At 37.5% G+C, this 12,564-nt stretch carries 9 protein-coding genes; all 9 read right to left on the minus strand.

The window, feature by feature from the left end; translation table 11 throughout:
* Positions 1-30 precede the first annotated feature (30 nt).
* The 9 genes from PluTT01m_RS18130 to PluTT01m_RS18170 all read right to left on the minus strand — a co-directional run bounded on the left by PluTT01m_RS18130 (position 31) and on the right by PluTT01m_RS18170 (position 12,564).
* Positions 31-1,761: a DUF2326 domain-containing protein gene (locus PluTT01m_RS18130; RefSeq protein ID WP_011147701.1), complete on the minus strand. Its 1,731-nt coding sequence runs from the start codon at positions 1,759-1,761 to the stop codon at positions 31-33.
* Positions 1,752-1,979 (minus strand): ABC-three component system middle component 6, encoded by a 228-nt coding sequence (locus PluTT01m_RS28315; RefSeq protein WP_011147702.1) that lies wholly within the window; start codon positions 1,977-1,979, stop codon positions 1,752-1,754. The genes PluTT01m_RS18130 and PluTT01m_RS28315 overlap by 10 nt, the downstream gene beginning before the upstream one ends.
* The gene (locus tag PluTT01m_RS18140) at positions 1,966-2,931 is read right to left on the minus strand and encodes an ABC-three component system protein (RefSeq protein ID WP_011147703.1); all 966 of its coding nucleotides are present in this window, start codon (positions 2,929-2,931) and stop codon (positions 1,966-1,968) included. Before PluTT01m_RS18140 ends, PluTT01m_RS28315 begins: the two co-directional genes overlap by 14 nt.
* A gap of 576 nt (positions 2,932-3,507) precedes the next feature.
* Entirely contained in the window at positions 3,508-4,341 is an 834-nt protein-coding gene (locus tag PluTT01m_RS18145) for a cupin-like domain-containing protein (RefSeq protein ID WP_011147706.1), read from the minus strand.
* A 181-nt stretch (positions 4,342-4,522) separates the two neighbouring features.
* The gene (locus tag PluTT01m_RS18150) at positions 4,523-6,946 is read right to left on the minus strand and encodes an acylase (RefSeq protein ID WP_011147707.1); all 2,424 of its coding nucleotides are present in this window, start codon (positions 6,944-6,946) and stop codon (positions 4,523-4,525) included.
* 2 nt (positions 6,947-6,948) lie between these two features.
* Complete coding sequence (locus PluTT01m_RS18155) at positions 6,949-7,908, minus strand: TauD/TfdA family dioxygenase (RefSeq protein WP_041380266.1); 960 nt, start codon at positions 7,906-7,908, stop codon at positions 6,949-6,951.
* 208 nt (positions 7,909-8,116) lie between these two features.
* On the minus strand, positions 8,117-8,860 hold the full coding sequence (locus PluTT01m_RS18160; protein ID WP_041380267.1) for an aspartyl/asparaginyl beta-hydroxylase domain-containing protein: 744 nt from the start codon (positions 8,858-8,860) through the stop codon (positions 8,117-8,119).
* Positions 8,861-9,008: 148 nt separating this feature from the next.
* Positions 9,009-10,685, minus strand: coding sequence for a cyclic peptide export ABC transporter (locus tag PluTT01m_RS18165; RefSeq protein WP_011147710.1), 1,677 nt, complete (start codon positions 10,683-10,685; stop codon positions 9,009-9,011).
* 40 nt (positions 10,686-10,725) lie between these two features.
* A complete protein-coding gene (locus tag PluTT01m_RS18170; RefSeq protein ID WP_011147711.1) occupies positions 10,726-12,564 on the minus strand; it encodes a thioesterase domain-containing protein in 1,839 nt (612 codons plus the stop codon).

The raw sequence follows: 12,564 nt of genomic DNA on the forward strand, positions 1-12,564 counted from the left end.
ACTCAAACTAACCAATTTTTCTTAAGTATTTTAATTGCTTGATTCTATCCTAAATAACTTATCATCTTGAGATAGTCTGAGAACGAAGTACTTTTCTTGATTAAGTTCTGGCGGTAACTTGTCTTTCAAGATTGAAGCCACATATTGAACATGTTTATGTTCTCGCTCAACTAACATAGCAATTTTCGTTAGTTGATTGTCATGCATGAGCTCCTTCTTATCGTTTAGAAGAAAGTGATAGCATGGAATCCCCTCTTTGTCCGCAAAAAGGGTATAGGCTATATCGAAACAGGTAATCTCTCCCTGCTTCTTACCCGAACTAAAATTTGTATTGAATGAACTGAATTTATATATTCTTTGCCCAGTTCGAGTAGTAGTTCGGTCAACCTTTAATGCATATTGCTCACCATAAAGTTCCTGAGAAATAGAGGAAAAGTACTTATTTAACTTATTAAGCTGCATTTGAATTGCAGATTCAAAATCTGCCGAAAATAATTCTTCATCAATTTCATTAAGAGATTTATTCAAATTTCTAAGGGTTGTATCAACAGTTAGAATTTGCTCAATAATTGTCTCAAACTCCCCCATTCGACGGTGCTTTTCATTCAACTCTATAATTAAGGATTCCAATTCTTCTAAAGAGCCGCTTTTACTAATTTTTGCGGCTAAAGTCTGCTCCTCATTTAATAAACTTGCTAGCTTATTTTCCCTAACAACTAATTCCTGCTCAAGTGCTGGAATCTCTTTAGCTATATAACGTGCCTTCTCATCCACCATCCGATTATGAAATTCTAACAAATCCTCAAACGACTTTTGTACACCTGACAAACGTTCAGTTACCTCACCGTAGAGTGCCTTTAATTGATTAGTATCAATTTCAGTATGGCTGGAATTTATCTCTCTGATTGCTTCATCAATCAAACTTCGACGAAGTTTTAACCTACTAATAACTGAACTCGATACATTAATTTTATATTTAATCTCATCAAGTGTCTCAAGATCACTTTCAAAATTAGGGTTGATATAAAACTCCGACTTCTTTTCATTTAGTTTAGCAATCTCTGTAGAAAGCAAAGCCATAGAAGCTTCATATGCAGATCGGGTTTGCTTCGACTCAAGTCTACCCTTAAAGGACATCTCCATACGAATGCTTGCCAGGAGATTCTGCTTGGTATCGCCTTGATCAAAATTACATCCCAAGAGGAATAAATAAAGAGTTTCATATTCATCATCTCGAGTAAATTCACTCAAGGTACGAAGCGTATTTATAACACTCAACTCTCTATATCTGATGTTATGAGAAATAATTTGTGGGAAAGTTGGCTTTTTACCGAAATGCCCAGGAAAAAGTTGCTCAGTGAGTGCCGCCTCAAATTCGTCAGCAGTTTTTTGATGACCATTGATCCGGCGAATAATTTGCTTACGTGGAAGAAAATTCCTCTCAATAACAAGCTCCTCAGCGAATGGGTTATCTAAGTCAGCAGTAAGAGTAAGAGTAACTAAAACAGCTGTGTCAATGAGAAAATTCTTAACAAGCACATATTCGCTTTTGCGATTCTCTGGGTCAGTATAAATTCCTTTACCATTTGCTCCCAAACAAAAATCAATCAACATTAATACTGTTGTCTTACCAACATTGTTCCCAGTAGTCTGCTCTGGCCCTGAGAGAGTCTCATCTACGATGAGATTTAAGCCCGCGTGAAAAGGAATGTGACGGATTACACCTTCAGAGTTGGAAATTCGGAGTGATTTTAGGAACATGGTACAATATTTCCGCTATCGTTATATGAAACCAAATCTGCAAGAAATAACCAATCTAACGTTAAAACGAAAATCGGCATCGGAATATCACGTAATTTACGAGACTCCACAAAGAGATCCATCATACTGACCTCTTTATACTGTCTTACAGCCTGAAGCACATAAGCTCCATTAAAGTAAAGGCTATTAGTAGGATGAATGTCTTTAGGCAACAACATTTTCTATGCCCTTAGGATTCTTAAAAATACGGCATCTAATGAATGCATCAACAACAATGACATTCACGCAAAGTTCTAGCTCTTCCAGGGGCATTGATACATAATTAGCACTTTGCTTGACTACTGTGACAGCCCGATCAACTATATTAAAGAATAGTTCATCAGCTGAATATGTAGTACACAACTTAATGTAACTATTACGTAACGAATCAAGGACAGATTTACTCTTATTTTGACCAGCCACATCAAACTCTGCATAAATACGGCTTAGTCTGCCGTGGTGAATTTTGTAATCCTCAACAACCATAGCCGCAGTATTAAGATCGTTAAAAACCAATTTTTCATCAACATTGAATGGAGTCGGTTTGTCCACACTCGGCATATCGGAAAGATTTTCTTTCGCTAATATATTTATCACAGCAGCAATGTTCGTTTCAGTAAGTGGATTCTTCACACCTACCGATGACAACTCCTTGCTAAGAAATTCATAGACTGCTTGCTGTTTGACAATATCTAAATGGAGAATGTGATCTAGTAGAGATCTGACATCATGTATGTCAAATATAGGCTCAAACACCAATGAATGAGGGTTCTTATAGGAAAGTCTTCTTAATGCGCTAGCATCTGAGATAGAAATGAATTTGAAGCTGTACCCCCTATATGTTGTAAGGTTCTTTGACAGAGCAGACTCAATTTTTTGTTTAGTCGCAGTCGAAGAAACCTGTAACACAACTTTCTGAACAGAGTCAATCAAGTCGATACCTTCAGCATTGTGAGTATACTGATTAACATTCTTCAAAACATACCCAAAGAGTAGATTAAAAAAATGAACGTAAAAGTCTTCACAATGAAGATGCAAATCGAGTAGGTTCAACTTTCCACGTAGCTCCACTCGAGTACATAGAAATGAAAGCTTTTCTTCACATAAATTAAAGTAGGTTGAGCGATTCATGATCTATTGAATACTCCCGAACTTTCTAATGTCCCATGATTTTAATGAAAATCAGCACGCTACTATCAATCACCTGCCGGTAATCTGTGATTCTGACATTGAAGATGCTGGCGGGCAAGAGAAAACAACTTCTTGTAATTGCATTGTGCCGAATCATACAATCTTTGCAGGCTGTAAGCAGCTCAAGATATCTGGAAACAACAGAATACAATGATTCCAGTAAACGATTTCACCACTCAATGCCCTATCCTTTTACCGCATTCGTCACTTTTAATAGTAAGTGCAGGAAAGACATCAGAGTCATACATCTCTTTGAACACGGAGACAACTTCCCATATGGTTGTTCCTTTCTCGCACTGAACCTTAAGTATTAAACCTTTCAGAAATACATCAATTTATTAATAATGCCGGGTTTTCCACACTATATCATGGTCGTAGACGTAATATTAGAACGTTCACGACCATATTCTGGCAAGAGGGATTTATTAACCGTGTTGGGTGGACTTATTATTTAAATAAAAAGAAACCGCCACTGAATTTTTCTATTCGGGAGTGACGGCTTAAGCAGAATTCGAATTAACTTAACTCAGGAATTAACATCCGAATAAAATTTGCTTGTTCCGGTGATATATCATCGTCGTTGTTTATGGAATGCTTAACCAGCTCCAAGTTCGTGTCATTAATAAAATTTTCAGTGATTGAAATTCCTGCCTCCAAATTTTTAACTTGATGATAGTGTGTACAAGGCGTGAAAACAATATCACCAGGATTCTGTATACAATGAATACCTTGAGCCTGAATGAAATCGGGATATAAAGCCAAATCAGGGTTAAAAGCATCAACGTTGCCATAACCTATTTTCATTGCTTCTTCCGGCCCATAAAATACCCACTCTTTTCGACCACTCATCACCGCATTCCAAGCATGAGTAGAAGCAATGTCCAAGTGCATACGAGAGCCGCTGTTTTTAGGCCCCATATAAATCCAGCGAAGTAATAGTAATGCCGCTTCATTATGCAAAATATTGTCTGAAACACGCTGACGAATTAAGCAAGAAAAATAGTCAGGGACCTCATAATCACTCACCAATTCTTTAAAATAGAGCGAAAACGGCCACGCAGAGGCATAATAAGGATCAGGTTCTTCCATATCTTTTATATAATCAATATAGTCACCAAGAGACATATATTTATTATCTTTATTATTTGATGATCGAAATACTTTTATCAGATGATGACCAAATTTTTGCTGAAAATAGTCCCATGTCCACTTTGTTCTTGCTACCCACTGTTCAGCGCCTCCTCGAATAATAAAAGGAACTCTATTTATCATACAAGCAAACACATCCTCTATGGATGGCATGGTGAACTCTACGCATTTCTGATAACCAGAATTAGAAAAATCCATCATATTTATATCGTTCCAAAGAATAAATAGTATTTACCCATCATCTTTCAAGTTGCCTCTTTGTTGGCTGCATCTTGAATCCATAGGGTATTTTCTATAACTGGCTGAAGCAACCAGCCAGTTATAATGCTTATGTTAAAAACATCAAAAAATTTCTTGTGAACCGGCACCAAGCAATCTTAATTTAATGTTTGATAACCAATTCTGAAATAGTTGATCGTTTAATCTCTTTTGGCCGATAAGGCAACGGCAATAGCTGTTTATAATGAGAATAAAATCTGCTCTGATCTGCAAAATGAGGCGAATCAATATCAGAAGATTGCGAATAAGTGAGTAACCCACGCGCATTAGGCCCTTGTTGATCAAATGCCACCAGCATTATCCAACTAGAACCATAACGAATATGATATCCTTGATCAGTTAGCTCCGATTCCAATGCCTCACCAGTCACCACATCATTACCCACAGTATAATGATGTTTAGGAAACAGGGTTTCATCCCAATCCCATGCAGCGATCTTATTAAAGCCGCCTTCTTCTCCAAACAACCCCGGCCAACTCATGCGATTATCGGCCGGTTTACCGTCAGGTGCGGTACTTTCAATAAATTGAAACTTACTCACCGGAGTATCTAAAGCCAGCCCCACATTATTCACATTGGCAACCGCTCGTGCTAACAAGGTGACAAACTCTTCACTTTGTTTTAATTGGCGTGGCGTTGTTGCCGGGTGGGCTATGTCAAACGGTACGGCAAAGTGTTTTTGCTGATCAATTAAAAAAGCTAATTCACGGAATATAATAGCGCCCCGACTATCCGCATTAAATTCACCGTTCCATTGTGATAGCAATTGACATGCCTGAGTAATATCGACCTTCATGCCATTCACCAATCTAATTAATCGGTTCTGTGTTTTATCACATAGGGCAACCACATCTTTTAATATCAGTTCGGCTAAATATGAACGCTCAGAGAATAACGCCTGTTCTAACTCCATGAGAGAAAATCGCTTATTATCACCCGCCGCATCCTGTATTAGTTGCAATCCCATACGAGTTCTGAACGACAGGGGTTTTCGTTCATTACCCAGAAGTGGGGAAAAACCTTCGAGTAAATGTTCCAAGTTCGTTGCCCAGTGAGAATCATTGGAATTTTGTACATAGGATGTTTCCACGAGCTGTGGGATCTGATCATAACCCAAGGCTTCGGTAAAAATCATGGATGATGAGTTACCCGGTAAAATAGTCACGCCATACTTCTCACGTGCTGCCGCCAAAGTTTCGTTATCATTCAATAATTGAATAGCTTCAAGAGACAATGCCGGTACAGCTTTATCACCAATAAAAATACCAACGCCTTCTTTACCAGTTAACAACGTGTTATTAAAAGCCAAACCATTAAAATCTTTATAAGATTGTTTTGCATCAGCAAGACTATCCGCTCGATTCAACGCCAACCAATGATCAATCATATCAAGATTGTAAAGATTGACATCTTTCACGACATAAAATTCAGACTCGGACCAAGCAAAGTCTTCATTTTCAATAATGGGCCCAATATCAGTATAAAAATGATCTTTCGTGACCGTTTTAATACCGCTATCAGTTTTGACTTCAATATGAATTGGCTTCGACATTACCGGTTTAATAACACCATCAATCACATAATTGAGCGGATTGTTAGCAGCAGTTTGCATTTTATAAACAATGACATGTTCAGCCGATGAATAAGTGTGAGTCCAGGCAATGTTGTGATTAAATCCAATATTAATAATACCCGGAAAACCAATTAAAGACGCTCCCATAACATCAATCTTTCCATTCATGACATGATGCACCTGCCAAAAACGCATGTTGCCTTCATAAGGAAAATGGGGATTAGCCAATAACATACCATTGACTTCTTCAACTTTGTCACGGCCTAATGCCCAACCATTGGAACCAATGGAATAACCATTATTCCTAGATATATTTAAAGACAATTGTTTTTGATCTTCTTTATTGGGATCAGCCGCATAATAATCAGCAAGAAATTGAGCAGAACCAGGAAATACCGCAATAGAAAATACATATGCCAATACATCCTCACGTTGAATAGGTGCTACCCATTCTTGATCTCGACAAGCTTTTGGTAAGGTATAACGCCCTTCCTTAACATGGGACAGGTAGGTATTATAACCTGCAACAAATCCATCAATAATTACCTGTGAATCAGCACTTAATTGCGGCCATTTTTCACGCGCCTGTTCCACCAAAGCTAACGTTTTATAACCGAAGTCCTGAATTAAATTCAGTGAGTCCCCCTGCTTATCTCTATCAGCACCAAAGAAACGCGCACGCTCCCCTCTAATGCGCACATAATCATCCGCCATAATGCATATATTATCTTGTGCCTGAGCATAGGCATTGCCAAAACTCAAGCTTCCCAAGTCGTGTGCATAAATATGAGGGACACCATAATGAGTACGAACAATTTTCGCTTCAAATGCTGTCTTCGTCTTTTCTGAATAACTTTTAAATCCGCTACAACTTATTGTTAATAAGGTAATCAACAGTAATGTGATTGATTTAAATGATATTGTTTTAAATAATATTGTTTTAAATGATGTCATTTTTATTTTGCCCTTAAAGTACCTGTATAAAAGTAATCTCTGGCTTTGAATTTTGATTCCAATATTAATGCTCTGAGTAACCAACGATCATAACCATCGTATCGAGGTTCATACTCGCTGCGTGCATGAGCAACTTTACGGTTATCAAATAGCAACATGTCTCCAGGAGATAATATAAAAGCCTCTCTATTTTCATTAATACACTGATTCAACTTTTCCAACGCGGCTTCTGCCTTTGGTGTTAAACAACGCATATAAGCGGGATCAAATATCATTTCTGGTTCTTTATGTTGACTTAATACGGCAACACAACGGCGGCCACTGACATTCGATACAAAGGTTGGATCGACATCAATCTCAAAGTTTGATTTTTGCAATTCAGCAATGGTTTCAGCATCCAAATGAATATTCTTTGTTTGAAACAAGTAGGTTTCAGCATTTTTATCGCCACGCAGACAATATAAAGCAACCCAATCCGCTTTTGCATCATGGAAACCATCTTCAACATGCCATTCTAAAAACTCTTTGTTTGTCCCTAACTGCATATCCTTATATTTTTCCATTGGAAAAACATCATCGATAAAATTAAAGTTCTTTTTATTAACAAACGAATAAATATATCCAATTCGAGATAAAATCGTTGATATCAAAGTACGAACCCCCGCCACCTCAGAACTATTTGTTTGTTCATAAGATAAAGGCGTTAAGCAAAGATCATCAGGGATAGGCAACCCCTTTATCAGCAAATAATTTTCATTTTCTAATGCACGAAAGTCAAATAACTTTTTCTGTAAACGCACAGGCAAATTAAACGATTGATAAAAACATTTCCAATAAAATTCCTCGAAATTATCAATGTCATATTTTAGAGTAGACTCTAAAAATTGCTGCTTTAAATATGTCTGCTCTGTTGAGTCAAGCTCAAAAACGAAGTCATTAGACTCCTGAATATCAGACACCATGTATTGCCTCTTTCTATTCATAAAGGCTATCCTTTTAAACTGTGTTGCTAATAGCCAACAACACACCCATATCTAGAAAAATATACCCGTTATCTTTCAAGTTGCCTCTTTGTTGGCTGCACTCACTCACCCCGGTCACATCGTTATCTATGCTCGGGGATTCGTTCCCTTGCCGTCGCGATGCATCTTGAAATCCGTAGGGTATAAGCTAACCGAAAAGTTTACGAATACCGGTAATGATCAAAACCAATGCTTCCCGTTCTGCAAATGATAAATTGGGATGCCAGATATCCATTAATAAACAAATCCTATGTTTATCTGAGCGGTTATAAGCTTCATGCTGATAAGAATAATCAAACAGTAAACATTCACCTTCTTTCCAACATCTGGCTTCATTGGCAACAATGATCTCACAATGGCTAGCAGGAATATCGACCGCAAAATGTAAATTAAGAGTGAAATTCCATAAATCACAATGCGGTTTAATCACCGTACCTGGTTGCAACACCGAAAAGTGAACTTCCAACAGAGGACAATGCCAATCCCTTAATTCATTATTAAAAATATGCCACGTAGCGGGCAAAATATTGGCAACCGCGTTATTAGGCTGACCATTTTTAAATAAATATAATGCCTTCCAATCTTTTTGAGTTCCCAAATAGTGCTCATAATCGGTGATATATTGGGACTCACCGCTGATAACCGCGTTAATTTCCTGTTTTATTTTATCCGCATTATTCATCAATGAGGTGACTAACGGCTGCAACTGCGGAAAAGAATTCGTATCCAACCACGGCGTGGTAGAAAGCCCGGGCATGATATACTTGGCATCTGCTTGTAATGGCGCTCTTTGTTGTAGTAAAGGATAAAACATATCCTCTACTCTTTTTAAACAATCACTCCCATATTTTTCTCTAATTCCAGCCAATTGATCTTCAAATAGTTCTAACATTATAACCTCCTGATATCTACGAGCGATTATAACTATACCCTTCATCTTTCAAGCTGCTGCTTTGTTGGCTGCGTTCACTTACCCCAGTCACATAGTTATCTATGCTCCTGGGGATGCGTTCTCTTGCCGCCGCACTGCAACTTGAAATCTATTGGGTATACATAGTAGAAATAGCGGACTCTAAAGCAGCATTTTCTACTTTATCGGGGTGTACGTTTATTTCAATATTATCCACCAAACCATTATCCATAGTGATAACTCTGTCGGCGATATGAAAATATTTATCGTCATGGCTAATAACGATGACGGTTTTTCCATTGCGCTTCATTTCAGAAAGTAATTCATGATAGAAAAATCTTCTATAATTAGGATCTTGATCGGCTGCCCATTCATCAAACAAATAAATAGGCGCATCTTCCATATAAGAGATAACCAGAGCTAAGCGTTTACGTTGACCATGAGAAAGCTTAGTTGTGGATAATCTACCATCTTTAACCGTGACTTTTTCTGCTAAATCCAATTTTTTCAGATATTGACGAGTTAATTCATCATCGGCAAGTTCACCTTTTCGATTAATTACTGTATCAAATAGATAAAAATCTGAATGAATAACACTGTACATATTCAGATAATTCTCTCGATTATCTTCATTAACCACCTTATCATCTATGAAAATATCACCTTCAGATTTATTCAATAGACCAATCAACAATTTAGCAAAAGTTGATTTACCACTGCCATTACCGCCTTTAATAATGATAATTTCGCCACGCTGAATATCCAGATTAATCGGCCCAACAGAAAAACAATTCCCTTCACCGGCATATTTAAAGCTTATGGAACGCAGGGAAATTCGAGACCATTCTTTAAACTCTCCTGTGTTGGTTAATGTTGGCTCCATTGATAAGTTTTCAGAAAACCTTAAGCGATCAATCTTACGTAGAGATATGAGTGCCTTTACTATGGTTTCCTGTGAGGACAAAATAAAATCAACAGGGCCCAGCAAAAAGGTCATAATAAAGATAAAGGTAAGAATATCATTGCTTTCTCCTATCTCCCACATAACGTGAGAAAATAAAATAGATCCAAGCACCAGAAATAATAATATTTGCCCCCAGTTTTCATTCAATTTCCAGAAAATTTCTGATTTAAGATCAGAGTCATTAATCTTTTCTAATGATGGTAAAACACCTCGATTAAAAAATGAATGTTTGCGCTTTTCATTATTATTAAGCTCTTTAACTCCATCTACCAGACTTTTAAACTGTTCATGAAGGCTATCATAATCATCACGATATACCTCATCATAAGCTTCGGCTTTACTAATAAAATAACGCGAAACCAAAAGCCCTAACGGGAGAGTGACCAACGTGACCATAAACAGCTCAATCGATTTGAATGCCAGAAAACCTAAACATGCAATCACTGTAATCACATGATAAATAAACTGCGGCATGGTAGAAATAGCTCTGGAAATATCACTCACATCAGATGTTAAACTGGCCTGGACTTTATGCCCGCCAATCCGTTCCAAAATAGCATAAGGGGTATTCAAGATACGTTTCACTAAGGTACTACGAACTTCAAAAATAATTTTGACGCTTAACTTTGTCATTAAGTAATTAGCAAAAGAACTCACAACAAACAAGCAGGCAAGCCCGATGAAGAATTTAACTGTCCATGATACTAAGTCAGCGCTAATCTGTTCTAATGCATCATCGGTAATCAAGGAAATTAACCAAATACTAAAGAAAGCACTAAAAGCACCAACAATACTATTAAAAATAATTTTTAACCGATTGGCTTTAACCAAATCAGAGATCATCGATATTAACTCCCAAGTAAAATTTTATTATCGCCAGATTTTAACAACCTTCACTTTGCCACAGAGTGATATTCCATCCCCCCATAAAACCTCGGCTAATTATTTTCGGCGTTAACCAAAAACAGTGTTGATAAATAGCATCATCACCATTAATTTGTAAAATCAACACTTTATAACCTTTATCATAAACATCGATTTTCAACCACTGTAGAAGTTGCTTAAGTTGATCATTAACAAAACTATCAAAGTTATAAATAACTACATGGTTTTCATTAAATCGATAGTCGTTTACATCAGCTTGTATTATCTCAATATGACTTTTTTGCTTTATCGCGTTAACATTTTGCTGTGCAATTAATGCCAATGATTCAACAATTTCTACTCCGGTAATCTTGCTAAAGTTGTAACTGGATGCACATATAATAGCTCGCCCTCTCCCACACCCCAAATCGATAAATTGAAAGTCACTGTATTCGATCGGTAGAGACATTAATGCCTTATGAATCACACTGTAATGAGCAGGCATATAGCGAGTACAAATATGAGAATCAATATGCCATTTATCGTTAAAAGTCCTTCCATTCGTTTGAACACCTAAATGCTCATCTTGGCTGTCTTGCTGTTCAATCCAGTCAAAAATCTCATCAGGTTCCGTGACGCCAAAAACAATCCATAATAAGTGATAAAGATTTTCTCCTCGTTGTACCTGAATTTTATTATCCAATATCGCCTTAGCAATAGCAGCGGACGGCTCCTCACTGGTTGCGCACGCTATTAATGTGTCCACACTGATTTCAATCTCACTATAAAAATCATATTGCGCACACATTGTATTATTAGCATTGAAATCAATATGTACACGCTCATCTGTTATTTCAATAAACCAACATCCGACCTGCGATATCACTACCCGGTGATAGCTATTGATATCACCTATAGGCCGATAAATATCGGCCCGATATTGCACCATGTCAAGCAACGCCTGATAGGTTAAGTTCAATTTTTTAAATGAGGGTTCTGGTCGGTAATGCTGTAATAATATGGCATCAGCCAGAGTCTCAACGGCACCCGGTTTTAATACTGAGTAATGATCACCGCTTACCATGCCATAAGTAATCGTTTGTGTGACATAATCTTGTAACGATGCAATAATTTTCTTTTTTTCTGCCCGTAGTTGTATGGAGCTTTCACAATAAATAAATGTCATCCTGCCGTTTAATTTGGCCGATGGTACATAATTGCAAGCCATAATAGAGTAGATTTTATAAGCCTCAATAAAGCGATCCAGAGCTTCACCTTCAATACCTTGAATCAACCTGGTGCTCACATCATCGATCTCCTCATGGGTATAAGGTTGTCGGTCATAGGCGGTAAGAAAACTCTCAATAACCATCAAGTCAACGGTTTTCCCTTCACTTTCCAGCACCAAAGCAACCTCAAAGGCTGTACATGCTCCCACACAATAACCCGCCAGTCGATAATGCTCTTGTGGATAAGCTTGCAAAAGTAATGCGGCATAACGTTCAGCCAATGTTTTGACAGAAAGTGTTTCACCCCCCAATAATAGGGAGGTTGCATCAAATACCTTAAGGCAAAAATCGGTTTTTATTTTCTCAGCCAAATCAACAAAAGATGATGCTAAAGAATCAGCACCAGGAACCAAAAATAATGGCGTTTGATCAGTACCCAATGACACCAATTTAATGGCTTCATCTGGCGCTAAAAAAGCAATAATTTCAGCTTTATTCGCCACTACCAAGGCTTTTAGTTCAGGGGTAAAAACATAACCCGATATAACTTTAAAACCCAATTTGCCGCGCTCAACAAATAACTGCACGCCCGCAGCCGAAGCTTGCCGAATAATATCAATAACTCGCAT

This window comes from Photorhabdus laumondii subsp. laumondii (genome assembly GCF_003343245.1).
Classification (GTDB): Bacteria; Pseudomonadota; Gammaproteobacteria; order Enterobacterales; family Enterobacteriaceae; genus Photorhabdus; species Photorhabdus laumondii.

Bases quoted from the DNA above. Each gene is read 5' to 3' on its own strand.
- PluTT01m_RS18160 (WP_041380267.1), bottom strand. From the start codon at position 8,860: ATGTTAGAACTATTTGAAGATCAATTGGCTGGAATTAGAGAAAAATAT.
- PluTT01m_RS18150 (WP_011147707.1), bottom strand. From the start codon at position 6,946: ATGACATCATTTAAAACAATATTATTTAAAACAATATCATTTAAATCA.
- PluTT01m_RS18140 (WP_011147703.1), bottom strand. From the start codon at position 2,931: ATGAATCGCTCAACCTACTTTAATTTATGTGAAGAAAAGCTTTCATTT.
- PluTT01m_RS18130 (WP_011147701.1), bottom strand. From the start codon at position 1,761: ATGTTCCTAAAATCACTCCGAATTTCCAACTCTGAAGGTGTAATCCGT.
- PluTT01m_RS18170 (WP_011147711.1), bottom strand. From the start codon at position 12,564: ATGCGAGTTATTGATATTATTCGGCAAGCTTCGGCTGCGGGCGTGCAG.
- PluTT01m_RS18155 (WP_041380266.1), bottom strand. From the start codon at position 7,908: ATGGTGTCTGATATTCAGGAGTCTAATGACTTCGTTTTTGAGCTTGAC.
- PluTT01m_RS18145 (WP_011147706.1), bottom strand. From the start codon at position 4,341: ATGATGGATTTTTCTAATTCTGGTTATCAGAAATGCGTAGAGTTCACC.
- PluTT01m_RS18165 (WP_011147710.1), bottom strand. From the start codon at position 10,685: ATGATCTCTGATTTGGTTAAAGCCAATCGGTTAAAAATTATTTTTAAT.
- PluTT01m_RS28315 (WP_011147702.1), bottom strand. From the start codon at position 1,979: ATGTTGTTGCCTAAAGACATTCATCCTACTAATAGCCTTTACTTTAAT.